The organism is Actinacidiphila sp. bgisy160 (genome assembly GCF_965342435.1).
Lineage (GTDB): Bacteria > Actinomycetota > Actinomycetes > Streptomycetales > Streptomycetaceae > Actinacidiphila.
On record NZ_CBDRCM010000019.1, the window covers coordinates 91786 to 118184 of the forward strand.

Here is a 26399-nt window from a genome sequence, read left to right on the forward strand (position 1 = left end):
CTCCACCCGCACGCTCCGCACGCGCACGTGTCACCCGCACCCGCCGAGGGGATCGTCATGGCACCTGAACCACCGGCACCGCCGCCCCCGACAGCAGCCCCGCTGCTCACCATGTCCGGCATCACCAAGTCCTTCCCCGGCGTCCGTGCCCTGGACGGCGTCGACCTGGACGTCCAGGCCGGCGAGGTGCACTGCCTCCTCGGCCAGAACGGCGCGGGGAAGTCCACCCTCATCAAGGTGCTCGCCGGGGCGCACCAGCCCGACGGCGGGGAGATCACCTGGCGCGGGGAGCCGGTGTCGCTGAAGTCGCCGATCGCCGCCATGCGGCTCGGCATCGCCACCATCTACCAGGAACTCGATCTGGTCCAGGGGCTGTCCGTGGCCGAGAACGTGTTCCTCGGCCACGAACCGACCACCGCGGGCTTCGTCGTGCGGGGACGCGACGCCCGCCGCGGGGCCGCCGTCCTGCTGCGCCGGCTCGGCCATCCCGAGATCGACCCCGCCCGCCGCGTCGGGGACCTCTCGGCCGCCCAGCAGCAGATCGTCTCGATGGCCCGGGCGCTCTCCCACGACGTGCGCCTCATCGTCATGGACGAGCCGTCCGCCGCGCTGGATCCCGAGGAGACCGACAACCTCCTGCGCATCGTCGGGCAACTGACCGCCGACGGCGTCGCGGTCGTCTACATCTCCCACCGGCTGGAGGAGATCCGCCGCGTCGGCGACCGGGTCACCGTCCTGAAGGACGGCCGCGCGGTCGCCGGCGGGCTCCCCGCCAAGTCCATGCCCACGCGGGAGATCGTGGCGCTCATGACGGGCCGTGACGTCGAGTACGTCTTCCCGCCGCGCCCCGCGGGACCGCGCTCCGGCGACCCCGTCCTGCGGGTCGAAGGGATCGCCAGGGAAGGCGAGTTCGCCGCGGTCGACCTGGAGGTGCGCCCGGGCGAGATCGTCGGGCTCGCGGGGCTCGTGGGCTCTGGACGGTCGGAGATCCTCGAGACGCTCTACGGCGCCAGGAAGCCCACCGCCGGCCGGGTCACCATGGACGGCCGCCCCCTCAAGCCCGGCAGCGTCCGCTCGGCCGTCCGCGCAGGACTGGGGCTGGCACCGGAGGAGCGCAAGGCGCAGGCACTGCTGATGCTGGAGTCCGTCACGCGCAACGTGTCGGTGTCCACCCTCTCCCGCTTCTCCCGGGCCGGCTGGCTCGACCGCAGGGAGGAACGGCGGGCCGCCCGGGAGTCCACCCGGTCGCTGTCACTGCGGCCGGACAACCCCGACGCCCCGGTGCGCACGCTGTCCGGGGGCAACCAGCAGAAGGCCGTCCTGGCCCGCTGGCTGCTGCGCGGCTGCCGCGTCCTGCTGCTCGACGAGCCGACCCGCGGCGTCGACGTGGGCGCCCGCGCCGAGCTGTACGCGGTGATCCGCCGGCTCGCCGACGACGGGCTCGCCGTACTGCTCGTCTCCAGCGAGGTCCCCGAGGTCCTGGGACTCGCGGACCGGGTGCTGGTGCTCCGCGAGGGACGCGTCGTGCACGCGGCGCCCGCGACGGAGCTGGACGAACACCGCGTACTCGACCTTGTCATGGAAGGGAGCCCGAGCCGATGACGCAGCCCGCTTCCGAGGCCCCGCAGGCACCGACGCCGCCCGCGGACGCGCCCCCCGTCACGAAGGGCGGCGGCCGGCGTCCGGCGCTGGGGTTCCACGCCGACATCCGCAACCTGTCCCTGCTCGGCGTCCTCGCCGCCCTCGTCCTCGTCGGGGGCATCACGCAGCCCGACGCCTTCCTGGACGTCTCCAACCTCCAACTGGTGCTCACCCAGGCCTCCGTCATCGGTGTCGTCACCGTCGGCATGACCTTCGTGATCACCAGCGGCGGCATCGACCTGTCCGTCGGTGCGATCGTCGCGTTGTCCTCCGTATGGGCGACGACCCTCGCCACCCAGGAGTACGGCTTCGTCGGCATCCTGTTCACGGCGATCGCCGTCGGTGTCGGCTGCGGGCTGGTCAACGGGGTGCTCATCGCCTACGGCGGCATGGTGCCGTTCATCGCGACCCTCGCGATGCTCGCCTCGGCACGCGGGCTCGCCCTGCAGATCACCGACGGCAAGACGCAGATCGTCACCGTGACCTCGGTGCTCGACCTCGGCATCCCCGACGCCTACGTCCTCGGAATCCCGCCGCTGGTGCTGGTCTTCGCCGCGGTCACCGTCATCGGCTGGCTGGTGCTGAACAGGACGACCTTCGGGCGCAGGACCGTGGCCGTCGGCGGCAACGCGGAGGCCGCCCGCCTGGCCGGCATCGACGTCCGCCGGCAGCGGCTCTACCTCTACCTGCTGTCCGGGCTGTGCTGCGGCATCGCGGCCTTCCTGCTGATCATCCTGTCCGGCTCGGGCCAGAACACCAACGGCAACCTCTACGAACTCGACGCCATCGCCGCGGCGATCATCGGCGGCACGCTGCTCAACGGCGGCCGCGGCACGATCGTCGGCTCAGTCCTGGGCGTGCTGGTGTTCACCACCATCCAGAACATCTTCGCCCTCAACAACCTGGAGAGCGCCGTCCAGGAGATCGCCAAGGGAGCGATCATCGTGGCCGCCGTCCTGGTCCAGCGCAGCACCGTGCGCAACGGCGACGGCTGACCCAGCCCGTCGCCCCCGCTCCACCCGACAACCGGCACGCGCCCCGCACCGCCCTATCCCGGAGGGTTTCACCGTCATGCCACGAATCCCGGTCACCAGCCGCAGAGGACTCCTCTTCGGCGCCGCCGCCGTCTCCGCCGGAGCGGCCCTCACCGCCTGCACCAGCAACGAGCCGAAGAAGGCCGGTGCGGCCGCCACCACGGCGGCGGCCGCCGACGACAAGCCCGGCACGCCGGTCACGATCGGCTTCGCCGGCCCGCAGGCGGACCACGGCTGGCTCAACGCCATCAACCAGAACGCCAAGGACCGTGCCGCGAAGTACTCCGAGGTGACGCTGGAGATCACCGAGGGCTCCAACGACACCGCCGCCCAGATCGGACAGATCCAGACGTTGATCAACAAGAAGGTCGACGTCCTGGTCATCCTGCCGGCCGACGGCAAGGCCCTCACCCAGGTCGGCCTGCAGGCCATGAAGGCCGGCATCCCGGTGATCAACCTGGACCGGATCTTCGCCTCCCCGCAGGCGTACCGCTGCTGGATCGGCGGCGACAACTACGGCATGGGGCTCAACGCCGGCCGCTACATCGGCGAGCAGCTCAAGGACAAGCCGGACGCCAAGGTCGTCGAGCTCGCCGGCATCGACAACCTGGAGCTGACCCGGCAGCGCACCCAGGGCTTCGACGACGCCCTGAAGAACTACCCCAACATCAAGAAGGTGGCCCGGCAGGCCGCCGAGTTCACCGTCGAGACCGGCCAGGCCAAGATGGCCCAGCTGCTGCAGGCGCAGAAGCAGTTCGACGCGCTGTGGAACCACGACGACGACCAGGGCGTCGGCGCCCTGCGCGCCATCGCGCAGGCGGGCCGCGACGAGTTCTTCATGGTCGGCGGCGCCGGTTCCAAGTCGGCGATGGACGCCATCAAGGCCGACAACGGCGTGCTGAAGGCGACCGTCCTCTACCCGCCCACCATGGCCGCCTCCGCCATCGACCTGGCCCGTGCGCTCGGCCAGAAGAAGGGCGTCGGCGGGTTGTCGGAGCTGGAGATCCCCGCGTCGATCACCCTTTACTCGGCTGTCGTCACCAAGGAGAACGTCGACGAGTACCTGCCGACGGGCTTCATCTGACAGATACGCCCCGCCCGTCCGAACCGAGCAACCGACGAGGAGCAACGGCATGGCTGATATGGCCGGCAACCAAGACAGTGACGCGGGGGCCGCTTCGCCGGCGCTCGGTATCGGCATGGTCGGCTACGCCTTCATGGGCGCCACCCACTCCCACGCGTGGCGCACCGTCGGCCGCGTGTTCGACCTGCCGATGAGGCCCGTCCTGGCCGCGATCGGCGGCCGGGACGAGAGTGCCGTCCGAGCCGCGGCCGCCCGGCACGGCTGGGCCGCCGCGGAGACGGACTGGCGGGCCCTGGTGGACCGGGACGATGTCCAGCTGGTGGACGTGTGCACCCCCGGTGACAGCCACGCCGAGATCGCCGTCGCGGCGCTCGAGGCGGGCAAGCACGTCCTGTGCGAGAAGCCGCTGGCCAATTCGGTCGCCGAGGCCGAGACCATGGCCGCGGCGGCCGAACGGGCGGCCGCCCGCGGCCAGGTGGCCATGGTCGGCTTCAACTACCGGCGGGTGCCCGCGGTCGCCTACGCCCGGCGGCTCATCGCGGACGGGAGGGTCGGCACGATCCGCCACGTGCGGGTGACCTACCTCCAGGACTGGCTCGTCGACCCGGAGTTCCCACTGACCTGGCGGCTGAAGCGCGAGTACGCGGGCTCGGGGGCACTGGGCGACCTCGGCGCGCACGCCGTCGACCTCGCGCAGTACCTGGTGGGGGAGCTCCTGGTGGGTGTCTCGGCGCTCACCGAGACCTTCGTACGGGAGCGGCCCGAGCTGGCCGGCGCGTCGTCGGGGCTGTCGGGCTCCGGGAGCGGGCGGCGCGGGCCGGTCACGGTCGACGACGCTGCGCTGTTCACCGGGCGGCTCGCCTCGGGGGCGCTCGCCTCGTTCGAGGCCACCCGCATGGCGTCGGGGCGCAAGAACGCCCTGCGGCTGGAGATCAACGGCGAGCGCGGCTCGCTCGCCTTCGACCTGGAGCGGCTGAACGAGCTGTCGTTCCACGACCACACCGAGCCCGCCGAGTCGGCCGGTTTCCGGCGGATCCTGGTGACCGAGCCGGGCCATCCGTACCTGGAGGCGTGGTGGCCGCCGGGCCACGCGCTCGGTTACGAGCACACCTTCACCCACCAGGCGCGCGATCTCGTCGCCGGCATCGCCGAGGGGGTCGCCCCGGCGCCGTCGTTCGCCGACGGCCTACAGGTGCAGCGCGTCCTGGCGGCGGTGGAGGAGAGCGCCGAGAAGAACGCCGTCTACACCCCCGTCACCACCTGACCACGCCCGCATCGAGGAGGACCTCGCCGTGCCACGACCCTTCACCCTCTTCACCGGCCAGTGGGCCGACCTGCCCCTGGAGGAGGTCTGCCGCCTTGCCCGCGACTTCGGTTACGACGGGCTCGAACTCGCCTGCTGGGGAGATCACTTCGAGGTCGACAAGGCCCTCGCCGACCCCTCGTACCTGGACGGGCGGCGGGCACTGCTCGACAAGTACGGCCTGAAGTGCTGGGCGGTCTCCAACCATCTGGTCGGCCAGGCCGTCTGCGACAACCCGATCGACGAGCGCCACAAGGGGATCCTGCCCGCCCGGATCTGGGGCGACGGTGAGCCGGAGGGTGTCCGGCAGCGAGCCGCGCGCGAGCTGGCCGACACCGCGCGCGCCGCGGCGGCGTTCGGGGTGCGCACCGTCATCGGCTTCACCGGCTCGTCGATCTGGCACCTGGTCGCCATGTTCCCGCCGGTCCCGGAGCGGATGATCGAGCGCGGCTTCGAGGACTTCGCCGAGCGGTGGAACCCGATTCTGGACGTCTTCGACGCCGAAGGGGTCCGTTTCGCCCACGAGGTCCACCCGGCCGAGATCGCCTACGACTACTGGACCACGCACCGCGCGCTGGAGGCCGTCGGCCACCGGCCGGCCTTCGGGCTGAACTTCGACCCGAGCCACTTCGTGTGGCAGGACCTCGACCCCGTCGGGTTCCTGTGGGACTTCAAGGACCGCGTCTACCACGTCGACTGCAAGGAGGCCCGCAAGCGCCTGGACGGCCGCAACGGGCGCCTGGGCTCCCACCTGCCGTGGGGCGACCCGCGGCGCGGCTGGGACTTCGTCTCGGCCGGGCACGGCGACGTGCCGTGGGAGGACGTCTTCCGGATGCTCCGCTCGATCGGATACGACGGCCCGATCTCGGTCGAGTGGGAGGACGCCGGTATGGACCGCCTCGCCGGTGCGCCGGAAGCGCTTTCCCTCCTGAAGCGGTACGACTTCGACCCGCCGGCGGCCTCCTTCGACGCCGCGTTCGGAGGCAGCGACTAGGGCATCACCACAGGTCAAAGCCGATAGTCCGCAGCCCGGCGGCCACCGCCGCCGGGCCTGTCGGGCTGCCCGGGAACGTCTTTGTCCTGATGCTGGAGAAAGTTCAACTTATCTGCCGCACAAGGGCTTTCGGTCCCGGACGAACCCGGCTAACGTCCCTGAGGTGTACAGGACACGGGCCTGAAACACGAGGCCGGTCCTGACGCGGCACCCCCGACCAGCGTGACGGCGCACGCCGGTCCCCGGATCTTCCGCACGGCAGCTGCATCCGCCCGTACGACCTTCCCGGAGGACACACGTGCACAGAAAACGGCCCGGAACGTCCAGAACCCGATTCCGGCAGTCACTCGCGCTCCTCACCGGCGGCCTCCTCGCCGCCACGTCCCTCGTCCTCTCCGCCCCCGCGGGCGCCTCGGCCCAGCCCCTCGACTCGGAGCCCGCGGCCGCGGCGGCGGAGGAGTTCCAGCAGGTCACCCTCGCCAAGGGGGAGCCTGAGACCGGCGAGCCCATGTCGCTCGCGGTCCTGCCCGACCGCAGCGTGCTGCACACCTCGCGCGACGGCGAGCTGCGCAGGACCGACGCCGCCGGCAACACCACCGTGATCGGAACCGTCCCCGTCTACACGCACGACGAGGAGGGCCTCCAAGGCGTCGGTATCGACCCGGACTTCAGCGAGAACCGGGCGATCTTCCTCTACTACGCGCCACCGCTCGACACCCCCGCGGGCGACGCCCCCGATCAGGGGACCGCCGCCGACTTCGCCAAGTTCGACGGCGTCAACCGGCTCTCGCGGTTCACGCTCAAGGCTGACTGGACCCTCGACCTCGGCAGCGAGAAGAAGGTCCTCGACGTCGCCACCACCCGCGGCATCTGCTGCCACGTCGGCGGTGACATCGACTTCGACGCCCAGGGCAACCTGTACCTGTCGACCGGCGACGACTCCAACCCCTTCGCCTCCGACGGCTACGCGCCCATCGACGACCGCCCGGGCCGCAACCCCGCCTACGACGCGCGCCGCACCTCCGGCAACACCAACGACCTGCGCGGCAAGCTGCTGCGGATCAAGGTCGCCGACGACGGGACGTACACGATCCCCGAGGGCAACCTCTTCGCCCCGGGCACGGACAAGACCCGGCCCGAGATCTACGCCATGGGCTTCCGCAACCCGTTCCGCTTCAGCGTCGACAAGAAGACCGGCATCGCCTACGTCGGCGACTACGGTCCCGACGCCGGCGCGGCCGACCCCACGCGCGGCCCCGGCGGCCAGGTCGAGTTCGCCCGTGTGACGAAGGCCGGCAACTTCGGCTGGCCCTTCTGCACCGGCGACAACGACCCGTACGTCGACTACGACTTCGCGACCGGGCAGTCCGGGGAGACCTTCGACTGCGCGGCGCCGAAGAACGACTCGCCGTACAACACGGGCCTGACCGACCTGCCGCCCGCGCAGGCCGCGTGGATCCCCTACGACGGCGGCTCCGTGCCCGAGTTCGGTACCGGTTCCGAGTCCCCGATGGGCGGCCCGGTCTACCGGTACGACCCCGAGCTGGACTCCCCGGTGAAGTTCCCCGAGGCATACGACGGCGACTTCTTCGCGGGTGAGTTCGGGCGCCGCTGGATCAAGCGCATCGAGCAGGGCGAGGACGGCACCGTCCAGTCCATCAACGACGTCCCGTGGACCGGGACGCAGATCATGGACATGGCCTTCGGCCCGGACGGCGCGCTGTACGTCCTCGACTACGGCACCGCATGGTTCGGCGGTGACGAGCACTCCGCGCTCTACCGGATCGAGAACGCCACCGACGGCCGCTCCCCGAGCGCCGAGGCGTCCGCGAACAAGACCTCGGGCGCCGCGCCGCTGAAGGTCACCTTCTCCTCGGCCGGCACCACCGACCCCGACGGCGACACGCTCGCCTACAGCTGGGACTTCGGTGACGGCGGCACCTCCACCGCGGCGAACCCCGCGCACACCTACCGCACGAACGGCACCTACACCGCCACCCTCACCGTGAAGGACCCGACCGGGCGCACCGCGAACGCGAGCGTCCGAGTGGTCGTCGGCAACACCGCGCCCAAGGTCACCCTGGATCTGCCCGCCGAAGGGGCCCTGTTCAGCTTCGGCGACGAGATCCCCTTCAAGGCGACGGTCACCGACCCCGAGGACGGGACCATCGACTGCTCCAAGGTCAAGGTCACCTACGTTCTCGGCCACGACAGCCACGGCCACCCCGTGACCTCCGTCAACGGCTGCTCCGGCACCATCAAGACCTCCGCCGACGGCGGCCACGACCCCAACGCCAACATCTTCGGCGTCATCGACGCCGAGTACACCGACGGCGGGGGCGGCGGCCAGGAGGCGCTCGCCGGCCACGACCAGGCGCAGCTGCAGCCGCGCCACCGGCAGGCCGAGCACTTCACCGCCTCGTCCGGCGTCGACCTCTTCGACAAGGCCGAGGCCCACGGCGGCCGCACCGTCGGCAACATCGACAACGGTGACTGGATCTCCTTCAAGCCCTACAACCTCACCGGTTCCGTCCGGCTGACCGCCCGGGTCTCCTCCGGTGGCTCCGGCGGTTTCCTCGAGGTGCGCACCGGCTCGGCGACCGGCCCGATCCTGGGCTCCGCCCCCGTCCCGGTGACCGGCAGCTGGGAGACCTTCCAGGAGATCGACGTACCGCTGCGCGCCGTGCCGAAGAAGACCACCGAGCTCTTCCTGGTCTTCAAGGGCGGCTCCGGAGCGCTCTACGACGTCGACGACTTCGAGCTCTCCGACGTCCCGGCCGACCGCGCCGCCAAGCGGGTCCTGGTCTTCTCCCGGACCGCCGGGTTCCGCCACGACTCCATCCCCACCGGCGTCGCCGCGCTGAAGGAGCTCGGTGCCACCGCGAACATCACCGTCGACGCCACCGAGGAGCCGAAGCAGTTCACCACGAACAACCTGGCCCGCTACGACGCGGTGGTCTTCCTGTCGACCACCGGTGACGTCCTCAACGCCGACCAGCAGCAGGCGTTCGAGAACTACGTCAAGGGCGGAGGCGCCTACATGGGCGTCCACGCCGCCGCCGACACCGAGTACGACTGGCCCTTCTACGGCGGTCTGGTCGGCGCCTACTTCCAGTCGCACCCGCAGATCCAGAAGGCCACCGTCCGCGCCGAGGACCACGACCACCCGGCCACCGCGCACCTCGACGAGGCCGGCTGGGAGCGCACCGACGAGTGGTACAACTACCGCAGCAACCCGCGCGGTCAGGCCCGCATCCTCGCCACCCTGGACGAGACCACCTACCAGGGCGGCACGATGAAGGGCGACCACCCCATCGCGTGGTGCCAGACCTACGAGTCCGGCCGCTCCTTCTACACCGGTGGCGGCCACACCAAGGAGTCCTACGCCGAGCCGGCCTTCCGCCAGCACCTCCTGGGCGGGCTGCGCTACGCCGTCGGTCAGGTCAAGGCCGACTGCAAGCCGCAGACGGGCTACCGCGACCTGTTCAACGGGCACACCCTGGAGGGCTGGAAGCAGGCGGGCCCCGGCAAGTTCAACGTCGTCGACGGTGAACTGCACACCGAGGGCGGCATGGGCCTGCTGTGGTACCAGGCCAAGCAGTTCGGCGCGTACTCGCTGAAGCTCGACTGGAAGATGGACGGCGACGACAACTCCGGTGTCTTCGTGGGCTTCCCGGCCTCCGACGACCCCTGGTCCGCGGTGGACAACGGCTACGAGGTCCAGATCGACGCCTCGGACGCCCCCGACCGGACCACCGGCTCCGTCTACAGCTTCAAGTCGGCCAACCTCAAGGCGCGCGACCAGGTGCTGCGTCCCCCGGGCCAGTGGAACAGCTACGAGATCAAGGTCCAGGGTGAGCGGCTCCAGGTCTTCCTCAACGGAGTCAAGATCAACGACTTCACCAACACCGACCCGGTCCGCAGCCTGAAGGACGGCTACATCGGCCTGCAGAACCACGGGGCCGACGACCAGGTGTCCTTCCGGAACATCCAGATCAAGGAACTGCCCTCCTCGTAGGGCGGTCCCTGCCGGCACCCACGAGCCGGCGGCGGGCGGGGAGACGCCGTGCCCCCGCCCGCCGCCCCCACCACTCGCACCAGGGAGGCAGTCGTGACGAACCCGCCCGCCGCGGCACCGGCATCGGACAACCAGTCGCCCGCGCGCACCGGAGTGTGGCTCATCGGAGCCCGCGGCTCCGTCGCCACCACCGCCGTCGCCGGATGCGCGGCGGTCACCGCCGGACTTCACCCGGCGACCGGCATGGTGAGCGAGACCGCTCCCTTCGCCGCGGCGGGGCTCCCACCGCTGCCGTCCCTGGTCTTCGGCGGCCACGACACGGCCGCCTGCCCGCTGGGCAAGCGGGCGGAACAGCTCGCGGAGGGCGGTGTGCTGCCGCACGGCCTGCCCGCCGCCCTCCGCGCCGAACTGGCCGCCGCGGACCGGGAGATCCGCACCGGCGGCCCGCTCCCTGGCGACAGGCGCGGCGACGAGGAGCTGATCGCGGCATTCGCCGCGGACATCACCGCCTTCACCCGCCGCAACGACCTGGCCAGGACCGTCGTCGTCAACGTCGCCTCCACCGAGCCCGTCCCCGAGCCAGGGAGCGACCGGCTACCGGCGAGCTCCCTCTACGCCACGGCGGCGATCGAGGCCGGATGCGCCTACGTGAACTTCACCCCCTCCACCGGGATACGGACCCGGGCCCTCGCCGAGGCGGCCGCGGCCCGCGGCCTCCCCTTCGCGGGACGGGACGGCAAGACCGGGCAGACCCTGCTCCGCTCCGTCCTCGCCCCGATGTTCGTACAACGCGCCCTGACGGTGCGCGCCTGGTCCGGCACCAACCTGCTCGGCGGGGGCGACGGGGCGGTACTCGCCGACCCCGCGGCCGCCGCGGCCAAGAACGCCGGCAAGGAACGCGTCCTCGCCGACGCCCTCGGCACCACCCCCGAGGGCGAGGTCCACATCGACGACGTCCCGGCCCTCGGCGACTGGAAGACGGCCTGGGACCACATCGCCTTCGACGGATTCCTGGGCACCCGGATGGTCCTGCAGACCACCTGGCAGGGGTGCGACTCCGCCCTGGCCGCCCCGCTCGTCCTCGACCTCGCCCGCTTCGCGGCCCGCGCTCACGAGGCCGGTCTGACCGGCCCCCTCCCGGAACTGGGCTTCTACTTCAAGGACCCCGACCCGGGCGCCCCCGCGGCGCTCTCCGAGCAGTACGGGGAGCTGCTGGCCCTTGCCGCCAGGCTGGGGGAGTCCCGCCTGGGGGAGTCTCGCCTGGGGGAGCCCCGGTGAGGGCTCCGGGAGCGGGGCGACGGCGGGTCCTGGCCGTCGTGGCGGCCCTGGGCGTCGTGACGGCGCTCGCCACGCGCCGCCCTCCGCGCGGCGTGGCGGGCGGCAGCGTCCCTCGGGACGGGGCGCGTGGCACCCACCGGCCCGGGGCGGAGGAGGGGGCCGCCCCGGGCGGGAGCGGAAGCGCCGAGAAGGCCGACGTCGTAGCCGACACCGCGGGCGACGCCAGGGCGGAACGGCCCGCACCGGCCCCCCGGCTGTGGGACTGGGCCGAACTGCTGCGCGTCTCCGCCCTGTTCACCGTCCCGGGCGACGCCCTCGCGGGTGCCGCCGCCACCGGACGGGGCCCTGGTCGCGGAACGTTCCTCGCCATCGGCAGCTCCCTGTGCCTCTACCACGCGGGCATGGCGCTCAACGACTGGGCCGACCGCGACGAGGACGCCGCCGACCGCCCCCACCGTCCCCTCCCGTCGGGCCGGATCAGCCCTGTTGCCGCCCTGACGGCCGCCGGAGGGCTCACCGCGGCCGGCCTGGCGCTCGCGGCCCGCGCGGGACGTGCCCCGCTCGCCCTGGCCACCACCCTCGCGGTGACGGTCTGGGCGTACGACCTGCGCCTGAAGCACACTGCGGGGGGCCCGGCGGCCATGGCCGCGGCACGCGCCCTCGACCTCGTGCTCGGCGCGACGGCCACCCGTCCCCGGGCACTCGGTGCCGCGCTGCCCCACGCCGCCCTGCTCGGCGCGCACACCTACGCGGTCACCACCGTCTCCCGCCACGAGACGCGGGGCGGCTCCAGCACGGCACCGCTCGCCGCCCTGGTCACCACCACGGCGATCGCCGCCGTCACGACGGACGCCACCCGGACGCCGCGCCTCCCGCGCGCGTCCGCACGTCCGCCGTCGGCCACCGCCCGGCACGGGGCGGGCGGTGGCCGACCTGGGCGACCGGCCCCGGGGACGGAGCGACCACCGGCCCTGCCCCACGTGATGACGGCACTGGCCTCCACCGTCTATGCCGCCACCGCGCTCACCCCCTTCCTGCACGCGGCTCTCAACCCTTCCCCGCTGCTCACCCAACGCGCCGTCGGCGGCGGGATCCGCGCCATGATCCCGCTGCAGGCCGCCCTGGCGGCCCGCTGCGGCTCGGGGGCCTCCGCGGCGGCCGTCCTCGCCCTCGGCCCCGTCGCCCGCCGGGTCGCCAGAAAGGTGAGCCCCACATGAGCCTGCGTCTCGGCTACGGAACCAACGGCCTCACCGACCTCCGCCTCGACGACGCCCTCGCCCTCCTCACCGACCTCGGCTACGACGGCGTCGGACTCACCCTCGACCACATGCACCTCGACCCCCTCGCACCCGACCTCGCCGCCCGTACCCACCGCCTCGCGCGACGGCTGGCCGCCCTCGGCCTCGAGGTCACCGTCGAGACCGGCGCCCGCTACGTCCTCGACCCGCGCCGCAAGCACGGCCCCTCCCTGCTCGACCCGGACCCCGACGCCCGCGCCGCCCGCACCCGGCTGCTCGAGCGCGCCGTCCAGGTAGCCGCCGACCTCGGGGCCCACGCTGTGCACTGCTTCAGCGGGATCACCCCCGCCGGCACGTCGCCCGCCACCGCCTGGCAGCGACTCGAAGGCGCCCTCGCGCCCGTCCTCGACGCCGCGTCCGCCGCCGGGATCCCGCTCGCGGTCGAGCCCGAGCCCGGGCACCTGCTGGCCTGCCTCGACGACTTCCACCACCTGCGCGGGCTGCTGGGTGACCCCGAACCGCTCGGACTGACCCTCGACATCGGCCACTGCCAGTGCCTGGAACCGGCGCCCCCCGCGGACTGCGTCAAGCAGGCCGCTCCCTGGCTGCGCCACGTGCAGATCGAGGACATGCGCCGCGGCGTCCACGAACACCTCCCCTTCGGCGACGGGGAGATCGACTTCCCGCCCGTCCTCCAGGCCCTGACGGACAGCGGCTACCAGGGACTGACCGTCGTCGAACTTCCCCGCCACTCCCACGCCGGACCCGAACTCGCCCGCACCTCACTCGACTTCCTGCGCTCCCACACCCCCACGAACGGAGCCACGGCATGACGACACCCACCCGCGAGGGCCTCCACGGCCGTCTCGGCGAGACCGCCCGCGCCTGGCTGGACGCGGCCCTCGCCGAAGCCGAAGCCGAAGCCGCCCGCGGTGGCGCCACGAACGACGCCACCCCCACAGCGACCTCCTCCGTGCCCGCCTGGGAACAGCGCTTCGCCTCGGCGGGCCGCCACTGCGGCCAGCAGCACGCCGACGCCGTCCGCGTGCTGCTCCTGCGGGAGGCCCGCGCCGGCGCCGCCACCCTGACCCGCCTGTACCGCCACGGCACCGCCGCGGAGCGCCGTGCCGTCCTCCTCGCGCTGACGCACCTCGCGCCGGGCCCCGCCGACGGGGTGCCCCTGGTCGAGGACGCCCTGCGCACCAACGACACGGGGCTCGTCGCCGCCGCCGTCGGCCCCTACGCCGCCGAGCACCTCGACCCGCACACCTGGCGTCACGCCCTCCTCAAGTGCCTGTTCACCGGGGTGCCGGTGGACGCGGCCGCCGGGCTCGAGCAACGAGCGCGCGGTGACGCGGAACTGGCCCGCATGCTCGGCGACTACGCCGCCGAACGCACCGCCGCGGGCCGCTCCGTCCCCGCGGACCTCCACCGCGTCCTCGCCCTGACGTCCCGGACGGAGGAGTCCTGATGCGCATCTTCGACCCCCACATCCACATGACCTCCCGAACCACGGACGACTACGAGGCCATGTACGCCGCCGGTGTCCGCGCCCTGGTCGAACCCTCCTTCTGGCTCGGTCAGCCCCGCACCTCTCCGGAGTCCTTCTTCGACTACTTCGACTCCCTCCTTGGCTGGGAACCCTTCCGGGCCGCTCAGTACGGCATCGCCCACCACTGCACCGTCGCGCTGAACCCCAAGGAAGCGAACGACCCGCGCTGCCTCCCCGTCCTCGAGGCGCTGCCCCGCTTCCTCGTCAAGGACAACGTCGTCGCCGTCGGCGAGATCGGCTACGACTCGATGACCCCCGCCGAGGACACCGCCCTCGCCACCCAGCTCCAGCTCGCCGCCGACCACGGACTGCCCGCCCTGGTCCACACCCCGCACCGCGACAAACTCGCCGGGATGCGGCGCACGATCGACGTCGTCCGCGAGTCGTCGCTCGACCCCGAGCACGTCCTGCTCGACCACCTGAACGAGACCACGGTGAAGGAGGCCGCCGACAGCGGCTGCTGGCTCGGCTTCTCCATCTACCCCGACACCAAGATGGACGAGGACCGCATGGTCGCCGTGCTGAAGGCCCACGGCACCGAGAAGATGCTGGTCAACTCCGCCGCCGACTGGGGGAAGAGCGACCCACTCAAAACCCGCAGGACGGCCGACGCCATGCTCGCCGCCGGCTTCACCGCCGACGAAGTCGACCAGGTCCTGTGGCGCAACCCCGTCGCCTTCTACGGCCGCAGCGGCAAGCTGCAGCTCGACGTCCCCGCCCCGCGGGACCTGCACGAGGGCAACTCCATCCTTCGCGGCGGGGAATGAGGAGGCGGCACCCATGCGCTTCCGGCACCCCGACGGCTCCGTCGTCCACCTGGCCTACTGCACCAACGTCCATCCCGCGGAGACGCTCGAGGGAGTGCTCTCGCAGCTCCGCGACCACTGCGAACCGGTCCGCAAACGGCTCGGCCGCGACCGCCTCGGCATCGGGTTGTGGCTCGCCAAGGACGCCGCACACGCCCTCCACACCGATCCGGCGGCACTGCGCGGGCTGCGCACCGCGCTCGACCGCCGCGGCCTCGAGGTCGTCACCCTCAACGGCTTCCCCTACCAGGGCTTCGGCGCCGCAGAGGTCAAGTACCGCGTCTACCGGCCGGACTGGACCGAACCGGAACGGCTCGCCTACACCAGCGGCCTCGCCGACCTCCTCGCCGCCCTGCTCCCCGCCGACGTCACCGAAGGGTCGATCTCCACCCTCCCTCTCGCCTGGCGCACCCTCTGGGACGACCGCGCCGCGCGGACCGCCAGGACTGCCCTCACCACCCTCGCCGGACGGCTGGACGCGCTGGCCGAGCTCTCCGGCAAGTCCATCAGGATCGCCCTGGAACCCGAACCGGGCTGCATCGTCGAGACCACCGCGGACGCGATAGAGCCCCTCACCGCGATCGCCCACCCCCGGATCGGGTTGTGCGTCGACACCTGCCATCTCGCCACCTCCTTCGAAGAACCCGCCGCCGCGCTGGACGCGCTCACCGCCGCGGGCATCACCATCCCCAAGGTCCAGCTCTCCGCCGCCCTGCACGCCGAACACCCGCACCTGCGGGACGTACGCGATGCGCTCGGCGCCTTCAACGAACCCCGCTTCCTCCACCAGACGCGCGCCCGCACCGCCGGCGGCCTGCACGGCACCGACGACCTCCACCAGGCGCTCACCGAGGGGCCACTCCCCACCGGCGCACCCTGGCGCGCCCATTTCCACGTCCCACTGCACGCACCGCCCGCGCCTCCGCTCACCTCCACCGTTCCCGTCCTGAAGGACGCCCTCGCCCGCCTCGTCGGCGGGCCGGTCCCGCTGACCCACCACCTCGAAGTGGAGACCTACACCTGGCAGGCACTCCCCGCCGAGCTGCGCCCGCGCACCCGAGCCCAGCTCGCCGACGGCATCGCCGCGGAACTCGGCCTCGCCCGCGACCTCCTCCACGACCTCGGCCTAAAGGAACTCCCATGACCGACACCGCCGGGCCGGCCCCCCTACTCGTCCTCGACGTCGTCGGCCTCACCCCCCGGCTCCTGGACCACATGCCGCATCTGAAACGACTCGCGGACACCGGCACGCAGGCGCCCCTCGGCACCGTCCTGCCCGCGGTGACCTGCGCCGCCCAGTCCACCTTCCTCACCGGTGCGCCGCCCGCCGAGCACGGCATCGTCGGCAATGGCTGGTACTTCCGCGAACTCGGCGACGTCCTGCTGTGGCGCCAGCACAACGGTCTCGTCGCCGGCGACAAGCTGTGGGACGCGGCCCGCCGTGCCCACCCCGGCTACACCGTGGCCAACATCTGCTGGTGGTACGCCATGGGCGCCGACACCGACGTCACGGTCACCCCACGCCCCGTCTACTACGCCGACGGCCGCAAGGAACCCGACTGCTACACCCGGCCCCCCGAACTCCACGACGAGCTCACCGACGCCTTCGGAACCTTCCCCCTCTTCCACTTCTGGGGCCCCGGCGCCGACATCGTCTCCAGCCGCTGGATCATCGACGCCACCCGGCACATCCTGCGCACCCGCACACCCGACCTCGCCCTCTGCTACCTCCCGCACCTCGACTACGACCTGCAGCGCTTCGGTCCCGACGATCCCCGCTCCCGCCGCGCGGCCACCGAGCTGGACGAGGCCCTGGCCCCGCTCCTCGACGACGCGCGCCGGGAGGGCCGCACGGTGGTGGCGCTCTCCGAGTACGCCATCACACCGGTCAGCCGTCCCGTCGACATCAACCGCGAGCTGCGGCGCGCCGGACTGCTGGAGGTCCACACCCAGGACGGCATGGAGTACCTGGACCCGATGGCCTCCCGCGCGTTCGCGGTCGCCGACCACCAGATCGCCCACGTGTACGTGCGCCGTTCCCAGGACCTCGAAGCCACCCGCAAGGTCCTCGCCACCCTGCCCGGCATCGCCGAACTCCTCGACGACGAGGGCAAGAAGCGCCACGGCCTGGACCACCCGCGTTCCGGCGAGCTCGTCGCCGTCGCGGACCCGGACGCCTGGTTCACGTACTACTACTGGCTCGACGACGACAGGGCACCCGACTTCGCCCGGCTCGTCGAGATCCACCGCAAACCCGGCTACGACCCCGTCGAGCTGTTCATGGACCCCGCGGACCCCTACGTCCGCGTCAAGGCCGCCGCGGCCCTGGCCCGCAAGAAGCTCGGCATGCGCTACCGCATGGCGGTCGTGCCGCTCGACCCCTCGCCTATTCGCGGCAGCCACGGCCGCCTCCCGGCGAGCGACGACGAAGGTCCGCTCATCCTCTGCTCCATCCCCCGTGCCGTCGGTGGCCGCGTCGCGGCCACCGAAGTGAAGTCCCTGCTCCTGCGCCTGGCAGGACTCCACTGAACCACACGTCACCGACGTCAAGGAGTTATCCACAATGACCAGCACGCGTCGTAACAGCACCCCCGACCCGGAGCTCAGCCGCAAGCTGAGCAGACGGGGCATGCTCGGTGTCGCCGCCGGGGCCACCGCCGCCGCGCTGCTCGGAGTGACCGCCCCCACGGCCGGCGCCCACGGCAAGGGCCACGGCCGTCCCGTCCTGCCTCCCGGCCGCCTCGGCATCCAGCTGTACTCGCTGCGGGACAAGGTCTCCACCCTCGGCTTCGCCCCCGTCTTCGCCGAACTCGAGAAGTACGGCTACGACGAGATCGAGTACGCCGGCTACACCCAGGGCTCCGCGGGCGCCATCACGCTGGCCCAGCTGCGCCGGCTCGCCGAGGACCACGGACTGCGCGCGATCGGCAGCCACGTCGGCTACTACAACGACGGGGACCCGGGCGCCTACACCTTCGCCCAGAACCTGACGAGGGTCCTCGACGACGCACAGGCCCTCGGGCTGAAGCACATCGGCACCGCGTCCGGCCCCTGGCGCTACGGCAGCACCGTCGACGGCTGGAAGCGCTGCGCCGAGGAGTTCAACGAGTACGGCGCCGCCGCCAAGGCCCGCGGCATGAAGTTCTACCAGCACAACCACGCGGAGGAATTCTCGTTCGCGACCGACCGCCCGAACGTGCGGCTGTACGACGTGCTCCTCGCCGAGACCGACCCCGACCTCGTCTACCTGGAGATGGACATCTACTGGGCCTACGCCGGTCAGTTCCGTTTCTCCAAGCGGGCGGACGGCACCCCCGCCCCCTTCGACCCGCTGCGCTACGTCCTCGAGCAGCCCGACCGCTACCCCCTCTTCCACGTCAAGGACGGTGAGCGCGACGACACCGCCCGCGACGGCTACCGCATGGTCGACGTCGGCGATGGCGACATCGACTACCAGCGGTTCATCTCGGAGGTGACGCGCACGCACGGCGGCCGCCTCGCCCACCACTGGCAGACGGAGCACGACACGCCGGCCGATTCCCTCAGCTTCGCCCGCAGGTCGAGCGCGTACCTGCACTCACTGCGCGAGAAGGACTGCTGACGTCACGTCGGCGTCCGTCTGACGATTCGTCGGAGCCCCGTGCCCGCCGCCCGGGCGGGCCGGGGCCCTTCGTCTTCCGGCGGGGGGCCGGGCTTGCGTGTCGCCGCGACTTCGGGCAGCACGCGACCGCGGCGGCACCTGAGTCCGTGACCAGCGACGGAACGGTCCGCGTCCGCTCCGGGCCCGCTGCCGCCGGGGTCGCCCCCGAGGACGGGGGCCGGGTTGGCGTACGTTGTCGGTGACGAGGATTCACCCGTCGGGAGGTCCGGACGTGACGGTTCGTGATTACGGTGCGTGCTGGAACGGTTGAGGCCCCTTCGGGCCCGTGATCAGCAGGCATTCGCCGCTGTGAGCCCGTTCCGGAGTCCACCGTTCGCCGCATCTGACGCCGCGTCGAGTGACGGAGTGTGACGGGATTCCGCCGTGCGGCGCGGAAGTCCTCGACGCAGGCTCTCCATGTCGGAACCCTGCGGACGCCGCCACGGTGTCCGCCGAGACAGGAGAGTCAGCATGCGTGTTTCCCGTTTTGTGGCCGCTCTTGGCGTGGCCTCTGCCGTTCTGCTGGGTGGTGCCACTGCTGCCGGCGCCGCCACCCCGGATCTCGTTCGCGCCCACGGTACCCACGTCACGGGCGACCACGGCCGGGGCTACGACCGTGGCCACGGCGGCCGGGGCCACCACCGTGACCACTACCGCTTCGACCGCGGCTTCTTCGGCTCCTACCTCTTCGGCCCCTACCTCTTCGACCCCTTCTTCTTCGGTGGTCGCTACCGCTGACCTCCGGCCCGGCCTGAACGCCCACGCGTGACGGCCGCTGGTTCCCGGGCCGCCGCCCCGCACAGGGGTGGCGGCCTCGGAGTGTGCGAGGTGGACGTCCGCAGACCGTGAACGACGATAACAGATCGGTGTTATCGATGCTTGCGCTTCCGTCGATAACGTGGCACTGTTATCGACGGAAGCGGGGCGACGGAAGGAGTCGCCTCCCTCGCGTGATCAGGAGACCGCCATGACCGAGACCACCACCGCTACCGCCCGCCGCGTCGCAATCGTCACGGGCGGCTCCCGCGGCATCGGCCGCGAGGTCGCGCTGCGCCTGGCCGCCGACGGCCAGGCGGTCGTCATCGCCTACGCCGGCAACCAGGCGGACGCCGACGCGACCGTCGCGCAGATCGCCGCCAACGGTGGTTCCGCGCTCGCGGTGCGGGCCGACGTCGCCGACGAGAAGGCAGTCCTGGCGCTCTTCGACGCCACGGAGCGGGAGTTCGGGGGTGTGGACGTGGTGGTCAACTCGGCCGGCCTCATGATCCTCAACACCGTAGCGGACTTCGACCTCGACGCCCTGGACCGCATGCACCGCACCAACATCCGGGGTACCTTCGTGGTCAACCAGCAGGCCGCCCGCAGGCTCCGTGAGGGCGGCGCCGTGATCAACGTGTCCTCGTCGCAGACCCGGATCGCCACGCCGACCTACGCCGCGTACGCCGCGTCGAAGGGTGCGGTCGAGGTCATCAGTCTGGTCCTGGCCCGTGAGCTGCGCGGCCGTGACATCACCGTGAACGCCGTCGCGCCAGGCCCGATCGCCACCGACCTGTTCCTGAACGGCAAGGACGAGGCGTCCATAGAGCGGTTCGCGAAGCTGAGCCCCCTCGAGCGTCTCGGCTCCCCCCAGGACGTCGCCGAAGTCGTCTCCTTCCTGGCCGGCCCGGGCCGCTGGATCAACGGCCAGACGATCTTCGCCAACGGAGGAGCGGCCTGACCCGCCGGCCGCGTCCCCGCACGGCCGCTCCCGGCACCGGACCGCGGGCTCGTCGGCGCTGCCCGCCGGACGTTGGTTCCCCGCCCCTCGTCGCCCCCGCACCACGACCGCGGCCTGCCCCACGGCATGTCCCGCACCTCGCGCCACCCACCCGATCCGGGACCCGGACGCCACAGCCGCCGGGACCGGCCCCGGCAGCCCGAGGAGATCCGTCATGTCCCCCGTGTCTTCCGTCGTCCGGGTCACCGGTGCGAGCTCCGGGTTCGGCGCGCTGGCCGCCCACGCCCTCGCCTCCGCGGGACACACCGTCTATGCGAGCATGCGCGACATATCCGGCCGCAACGCCGAACGCGCGGCGGAGGTACGCGAACGTGCCGCCCGCGAGGGCATCGACCCGCCCCGTGCTCGTCCGCCCCAGCGGATGCCTTTCTCGCTGCGGATGCCGGCACGACCACTGCCGGTCCCGACCACTTGGTCATTGACCGCGTTCAGCCAGGTGCTCCCAAGCGGGAGTGACGCGCATCATGGGTATGGCCGGGCATGGATGCCGCGCGGCAGTCGCTGTTGTCTGGCGGTATGAACGAAAACCCCGATGTTCCCTTCCCGGCCCCGTCCCATTGGATCGGCGGCCGCGCGGTCCCCGGTTCGGGTCCGCTGATCGACGTCATCAACCCGGCCGACGACTCCGTGGTCGCCACCGTTGCCCAGGGCACTTCCGAGGACGTCGACATGGCCGTGGACGCGGCGCTCGCCGCCTTTCCCGTCTGGTCGGCGACGGAGACCGAGGACCGCATCGCCGTGATCCGGCGCGTGGCCGAAGGGATGCAGAAGCACTCCGAGGAGATCGCCGCCACGATCACCCTGGAAATGGGCGCACCGATCACGTTCTCGCGTCAGGCGCAGGCCGGCTTCCCGGTGGCGTCGACCCTTGCCGCGATCGTGACGGCCGAGCGGTTCGAGTGGACCGAGACGGTGGAGAACTCTCTGATCATCCGCGAGCCCATCGGCGTGGTGGGCGCCATCACCCCGTGGAACTTCCCCCTCCAGCAGCTGGTGACCAAGGTCGTCCCGGCTTTGCTGGCCGGCAACACCGTGGTCCTCAAGCCGTCGGAGCTCTCGCCGTTGAGCGCCCGGATGTTCGCGGAGATCGCCACCGAGGCCGGTCTGCCGGCCGGTGTGCTGAACGTCGTGCAGGGCACCGGGCCGGTGGTCGGCGAGGCCATCTCGCGGCACCCGAAGATCGACATGGTGTCCTTCACCGGGTCCACGGCCGCCGGCAGGCGTGTCTCGGCCGCCGCTGCCGAGACCGTCAAGCGCGTCGCACTGGAGCTCGGCGGCAAGGCCGCACACATCATCCTTCCCGACGCCGACCTCGACTTCGCCGTCAACCGCGGCCTGGCCTATGCCTGGGCCAACGGCGGTCAGGCCTGCGGCGCCTACACGCGGATGCTCGTGCCCGGGCACCTGCAGGAGACCGTCGTCGAGAAGCTGCGCTCCGCCGCCGTCGCTTACACCGTCGGCGACCCTGCCGACGAGGGCACCCGTATCGGCCCGCTCGCCTCGGAGAACCAGCGCCGGCGCGTGGACGGCTACATCCGTCGCGGCATCGCCGACGGCGCCACGCTCGTCGTCGGCGGCACCGGCCGCCCCGAGGGCTTGGAGACCGGCGCGTACGTCAAGCCCACGATCTTCGCCGACGTCGACCCAGGTTCCGCCATCGCCCAGGAGGAGATCTTCGGCCCCGTTCTCGTGGTGATTCCCTACACCGACGACGACCACGCCGTCGAGATCGCCAACGACACGGTCTACGGACTCAACGGCGCCGTCACCGGCGAGGAGGAGCACGCCGTGGCGATCGCCCGGCGTCTTCGGGTCGGGCAGGTCGACGTGAACGGCGGGCCCCACAATTTCCAGGCGCCGTTCGGCGGTTACAAGCAGTCCGGCAACGGCCGGGAAATGGGCCGGGCCGGCCTTGAGGAGTTCCTCGAGACCAAGGCGATCACCCGCTGACCTGCGGCCGCTGGTGGCCGCGGACGCTCACCGGGACGTCCGCGGCCCGCGGCCGCCACCGGGGAGGGCCGGCGGTGCGGAGTTACCCTGCGTTGTGGGCGGCCCGCGCCCGAGCGGCCCGTGACAGACGAAAGGACGGGAGGGCACATGACGGACCGAGCCGGGCTGGCGGCGTTCCTGCGGGCACGCCGTGAAGCCCTGCAGCCCGAGGACATCGGCCTGCCGCGCGGGCGGCGCAGGCGCACCGGCGGGCTGCGCCGCGAGGAGGTGGCGGCCCTGTGCGACATGTCGGTCGACTACTACAGCCGGCTGGAACAGCCGCGCGGCCCCCACCCCTCGGAGCAGATGCTCGCCGCGATCGCCCGCGGGCTGCGCCTGTCGCTCGAGGAGCGCGACCACCTGTTCCGGCTCGCCGGTCATGCCCTGCCGCGCAGGGTGCGCCGCGGCGACCACCTCAACCCGGGCATGCTGCGCATCCTGGACCGCCTGGAGGACACTCCGGCCCAGGTGATGAACCACCTGGGCGAGACCTTGAAGCAGACCCGCCTGGCCGTCGCGCTGCTCGGCGACCAGACGGCCTACACCGGCTGGGCGCGCAGCGCGCACTACCGCTGGTTCACCGATCCGTCCTCCCGCCTGGTGCCCGAGAGTGACGTCCCCGAGCAGAGCCGGCTGATGGCGGCGGACCTGTACGGCGCGTACACCCGCGACGGCGGCGACTCTCCGGTCGGCGAACTCGTCGACGCGCTCCGCCAGGCCAGCCCGGACTTCGCCGCGCTGTGGCGCGGGCATCCCGTGCTGGGCCCCTCCTGCGCGGTGAAACGCTTCCAGCACCCGCAGGTCGGACTGCTGGAACTGCACTGCCAGACGCTCGTCGACCCCGACCAGTCGCAAAGGCTCCTGGTCTACACCGCGGTGCCAGGCACGGAGAGCCACACCAATCTCCAGCTCCTCTCCGTGCTCGGCTAGGTGCTGTGACCGCATAGGTTCGCCGGGTTGGCGGTTGGGGCGGTTGGATGTGCGGTGACGTTCGATCCGATTGCTGGAGGTGCGGTGGCTGAGCCTGTGCGGGTGCGCAGACTGACCGATCAGGAGGGGCAGAAGCTGCAGCAGATCGTGCGCCGGGGCAGTACCAGTTCGGTGCGCTACCGGCGGGCGATGATGCTGCTGGCTTCGGCGGACGGGAACCGGGTGCCGGTGATCGCGCAGCTGGTCCAGGCCGACGAGGACACCGTCCGGGACGTGATCCACCGGTTCAACGAGATCGGCCTGGCATGCCTGGACCCTCAGTGGGCGGGAGGCCGTCCCCGCCTGCTCGGTCCTGACGACGAGGACTTCGTCATCCAGACGGCCACCATCCGCCCGGCCAGACCCGGCCGGCCCTTCACCCGCTGGTCCCTCCGGAAACTCGCCGCCTATCTGCGGAAAGTCCACGGCCGCGTGATCCGCATCGGCCGCGAGACGTTACGAAGGCTGCTCTTGCGCCGCGGCATCACCTTCCAGCGCACCAAGACCTGGAAGCAATCCCCGGACCCCGAGCGTGACACCAAGCTCGACCGCATCGAACACGCTTCCCGGACCGTGTTTTCGCGTTCGACGAGTTCGGCCTGCTCGGCATCCGGCCAACCGGCGGCAACTGCTGGGCCGAGCAGACCAAGCCCGACCGGGTGCCGGCGACCTACCACCGCACCCACGGCGTCCGGTACTTCCACGGCTGGTACTCGATCGGTGACGACACCCTGTGGGGCGTCAACCGGCGCAAGAAGGGCGCCGCCAAAACCTGTCCGCACACAAGGGCGAGCGGATCCGCCGCTGGGCGACCAAGCACCGGGTCGAACTGTGCTTCACCCCGACCTACGCGTCCTGGGCGAACCCGATAGAGCCCACTTCGGACCGCTGCGGCAGTTCACCATCGCCAACTCGAACCACCCCAACCACACCGTCCAGACCCGGGCCCTGCACGCCTACCTGCGCCGGCGCAACACCAACGCCCGCCACCCCGACGTCCTGACCGCCCAACGCCGAGAACGCGCCCGCATCCGCAGCGAGAAGCGCATCCGCTGGAGCGGACGCCCACTCGCCCCAGCAGCATGAAACCCGGCGAACCTATGCGGTCAGAGCACTAGCCTTTCTCGGACTCGCCGCCGCCCTGCGCTGCCACAAGCGACTCATCCGCCTCACCACATAGGACACGGTCTAGCAGCATGCCTGCTTCGCAGCCTCACATTTCTCCGGCCTGCGTCGTCATGTTGGTGAGGGCAGCGACTGATGCCCCGGAACGGAGTGAGGAAATGAAGGTTTTCATCGCTGGTGGGCGCGGCCGTGTTGGGTCCCGCCTTGCTGACAACCTGGAGGCCAAGGGCATCGAGGTGGTCTCGGGAGGACTTGAGGACGGGATCGACGTGATCTCGGGCAAGGGGCTCGCCGAGGCTCTCGTCGGAGTCGACACCATCGTGAACGTCCTCAACACCCCCCGCTTTGATGCGGAGGGGGCAATCTCGTTCTTCGAGGGAGCGATCAAAAACCTGACTGCGGAGGGCGAGCGGGCAGGTGTGCGTCATCACATCGTGCTCTCCATTGTCGGCGTCGGGGAAGGAGACGCATCTGAGATCGGGTACTACCTCGGTAAGGTGGCGCAGGAGAAGGCCGTGCGATCCGCTTCGATCCCCGCCACCATCATTCGGGCCACCCAGTTCCAGAGCTACATTCCTGTCCTCATTGACCAGCACACCGTGGACGGAAAGGTTCTCGCTCCGAGGTCATTCATCCAACCCGTCGAGCTGGACGAAGTCATCGAGCTGCTCGCCGAGGCTGTCACGACGCTGGATCCGGGAAGTGTGGTCGAGATCGCTGGACCCGACCGCTTCTACCACGACGACCTCTTCCGTGCCACTCTGGCCGATCGCGGAGACGATCGTGAGGTTGTGACCGTGGACGGACAGGAGCCCCTCGAGGCCATGGTTCCGCGCGGCGCGTACCGGACAGGCACCGTGCGGTACCCGATTGCAGGGATCCCCACTTTCTGAATGCGATAGTGGAGATAGTCGGGAACGTCTGACCGCCAAGCAATAGGTTAGGCGTGCTGCGCTCCATTGGGAAAGGGTGTCCCATGTCGGAAGATCTTCCTGCCGAATCCGCGGAGTTCGGAAAAGCCGAGCGTGATGAATCACGTGCCCTCGATTCGATCATGGCGGAGCGGCATCGCCTGCTGTCGCTAGCCTTTCGCATGATGGGCACCCTGGCCGATGCCGAGGACGTCGTGCAAGAGACATATGTGAGGTGGTACCGCCTTGAGCCCGAGGAACGCGACGAAATTGCCGCGCCTGCAGCATGGCTGATTCGAGTTGCGAGCCGTATCTCACTCGACCTGCTGGGTTCCGCGCGGGCGCGACGGGAGACGTACGTCGGGCAATGGCTACCGGAGCCAGTTCCAGTTGACCTCTTTGCAGACACAGCCATTGCGCCACTGAACTCCAGTCATCTCGCTGCTGATCCGCTCGAACGCGTCACCCTCGATGATGCCGTCAGCATGGCATTGCTGACGGTCCTCGAGGCCATGACCCCAGCAGAGCGAGTGACGTTCGTGCTGCATGACGTGTTTGGTCTCCCGTTTGACGAGATTGCTGGGGTCGTAGGTCGTTCAGCAGCAGCAACAAGGCAATTGGCAACGTCCGCACGCCGCCACGTTCGACAAGGAAGACGCGCACAGGTTTCTCCCCACCAGCATGATGAGGCTGTTCGGGCATTCCGTGGTGCAACTGTCAGAGGGGACATCGAGGACCTGCTCCGCGTGTTGGCTCCAGACGTCGAACTACGAGTAGACGGCGGCGGCTTCGTCAATGCCGCACCTCAGGTCATCCGTGGGTCGGATCATGTAGCCCGGTGGTTCATGGGAGTGATGCGCAAGCAGCCCGCCCTCCGTCTTGAGCAACGCGACACAGCTGACGGTCTCGGATACATTCTTCGAAATGAGGGGAGTCGATACGGAATGGTTACCTTTGACGTCAGCGATGAAGGCGTCACGAACGTGTGGCTGATGTTGAATCCAATGAAGCTAACGAATTGGTCACTCTGATCGTTTTAG

Annotated in this window: 20 protein-coding genes and 1 pseudogene; all 21 read left to right on the forward strand. The window is 71.0% G+C overall.

The features are described 5' to 3' along the window. Positions 1-57: 57 nt before the first annotated feature. The 21 genes and pseudogenes from ACRWNP_RS17620 to sigJ all read left to right on the forward strand — a co-directional run bounded on the left by ACRWNP_RS17620 (position 58) and on the right by sigJ (position 26390). Complete coding sequence (locus ACRWNP_RS17620; protein WP_431962315.1) at positions 58-1602, forward strand: sugar ABC transporter ATP-binding protein; 1545 nt, start codon at positions 58-60, stop codon at positions 1600-1602. Continuing rightward, on the forward strand, positions 1599-2636 hold the full coding sequence (locus ACRWNP_RS17625) for an ABC transporter permease (protein WP_431962317.1): 1038 nt from the start codon (positions 1599-1601) through the stop codon (positions 2634-2636). The genes ACRWNP_RS17620 and ACRWNP_RS17625 overlap by 4 nt, the downstream gene beginning before the upstream one ends. Positions 2637-2721: 85 nt before the next feature. Beyond that, on the forward strand, positions 2722-3759 hold the full coding sequence (locus tag ACRWNP_RS17630) for a substrate-binding domain-containing protein (RefSeq protein WP_431962355.1): 1038 nt from the start codon (positions 2722-2724) through the stop codon (positions 3757-3759). Positions 3760-3808: 49 nt separating this feature from the next. Then, complete coding sequence (locus ACRWNP_RS17635) at positions 3809-5023, forward strand: Gfo/Idh/MocA family protein (RefSeq protein ID WP_431962319.1); 1215 nt, start codon at positions 3809-3811, stop codon at positions 5021-5023. Between the two features lie 28 nt (positions 5024-5051). Then, complete coding sequence (locus tag ACRWNP_RS17640) at positions 5052-6056, forward strand: sugar phosphate isomerase/epimerase family protein (RefSeq protein ID WP_431962321.1); 1005 nt, start codon at positions 5052-5054, stop codon at positions 6054-6056. A gap of 298 nt (positions 6057-6354) precedes the next feature. Then, complete coding sequence (locus ACRWNP_RS17645) at positions 6355-10074, forward strand: ThuA domain-containing protein (protein WP_431962323.1); 3720 nt, start codon at positions 6355-6357, stop codon at positions 10072-10074. Between the two features lie 93 nt (positions 10075-10167). Then, positions 10168-11352: an inositol-3-phosphate synthase gene (locus ACRWNP_RS17650; RefSeq protein ID WP_431962325.1), complete on the forward strand. Its 1185-nt coding sequence runs from the start codon at positions 10168-10170 to the stop codon at positions 11350-11352. Beyond that, a complete protein-coding gene (locus ACRWNP_RS17655; RefSeq protein WP_431962327.1) occupies positions 11349-12569 on the forward strand; it encodes an SCO3242 family prenyltransferase in 1221 nt (406 codons plus the stop codon). Before ACRWNP_RS17650 ends, ACRWNP_RS17655 begins: the two co-directional genes overlap by 4 nt. Next, entirely contained in the window at positions 12566-13423 is an 858-nt protein-coding gene (locus ACRWNP_RS17660) for a sugar phosphate isomerase/epimerase family protein (protein ID WP_431962329.1), read from the forward strand. Before ACRWNP_RS17655 ends, ACRWNP_RS17660 begins: the two co-directional genes overlap by 4 nt. After that, positions 13420-14061: an EboA domain-containing protein gene (locus ACRWNP_RS17665; RefSeq protein WP_431962331.1), complete on the forward strand. Its 642-nt coding sequence runs from the start codon at positions 13420-13422 to the stop codon at positions 14059-14061. Before ACRWNP_RS17660 ends, ACRWNP_RS17665 begins: the two co-directional genes overlap by 4 nt. Continuing rightward, on the forward strand, positions 14061-14909 hold the full coding sequence (locus ACRWNP_RS17670) for a TatD family hydrolase (RefSeq protein ID WP_431962333.1): 849 nt from the start codon (positions 14061-14063) through the stop codon (positions 14907-14909). Before ACRWNP_RS17665 ends, ACRWNP_RS17670 begins: the two co-directional genes overlap by 1 nt. 13 nt (positions 14910-14922) lie before the next feature. Beyond that, positions 14923-16092 carry a metabolite traffic protein EboE gene (gene eboE, locus ACRWNP_RS17675; protein ID WP_431962335.1) on the forward strand — a complete coding sequence of 390 codons (1170 nt, stop codon included), beginning with the start codon at positions 14923-14925 and terminating at the stop codon, positions 16090-16092. Beyond that, entirely contained in the window at positions 16089-17477 is a 1389-nt protein-coding gene (locus ACRWNP_RS17680; protein WP_431962337.1) for an alkaline phosphatase family protein, read from the forward strand. The genes eboE and ACRWNP_RS17680 overlap by 4 nt, the downstream gene beginning before the upstream one ends. A 34-nt stretch (positions 17478-17511) precedes the next feature. Beyond that, entirely contained in the window at positions 17512-18549 is a 1038-nt protein-coding gene (locus ACRWNP_RS17685; protein ID WP_431962339.1) for a sugar phosphate isomerase/epimerase family protein, read from the forward strand. A 510-nt stretch (positions 18550-19059) separates the two neighbouring features. Beyond that, entirely contained in the window at positions 19060-19326 is a 267-nt protein-coding gene (locus tag ACRWNP_RS17690; protein WP_431962341.1) for a hypothetical protein, read from the forward strand. A gap of 229 nt (positions 19327-19555) precedes the next feature. After that, positions 19556-20305: an SDR family oxidoreductase gene (locus ACRWNP_RS17695; protein WP_431962343.1), complete on the forward strand. Its 750-nt coding sequence runs from the start codon at positions 19556-19558 to the stop codon at positions 20303-20305. A gap of 576 nt (positions 20306-20881) precedes the next feature. Next, positions 20882-22315: an aldehyde dehydrogenase family protein gene (locus ACRWNP_RS17700; RefSeq protein ID WP_431962345.1), complete on the forward strand. Its 1434-nt coding sequence runs from the start codon at positions 20882-20884 to the stop codon at positions 22313-22315. Positions 22316-22462: 147 nt separating this feature from the next. Then, positions 22463-23284: a helix-turn-helix transcriptional regulator gene (locus ACRWNP_RS17705; RefSeq protein WP_431962347.1), complete on the forward strand. Its 822-nt coding sequence runs from the start codon at positions 22463-22465 to the stop codon at positions 23282-23284. 84 nt (positions 23285-23368) lie between these two features. After that, positions 23369-24409 (forward strand): annotated as a pseudogene (locus ACRWNP_RS17710) (helix-turn-helix domain-containing protein). 197 nt (positions 24410-24606) lie between these two features. Continuing rightward, complete coding sequence (locus ACRWNP_RS17715) at positions 24607-25341, forward strand: SDR family oxidoreductase (RefSeq protein WP_431962349.1); 735 nt, start codon at positions 24607-24609, stop codon at positions 25339-25341. Between the two features lie 83 nt (positions 25342-25424). Further along, positions 25425-26390 carry an RNA polymerase sigma factor SigJ gene (gene sigJ, locus ACRWNP_RS17720; RefSeq protein ID WP_431962351.1) on the forward strand — a complete coding sequence of 322 codons (966 nt, stop codon included), beginning with the start codon at positions 25425-25427 and terminating at the stop codon, positions 26388-26390. Positions 26391-26399: the final 9 nt, after the last annotated feature.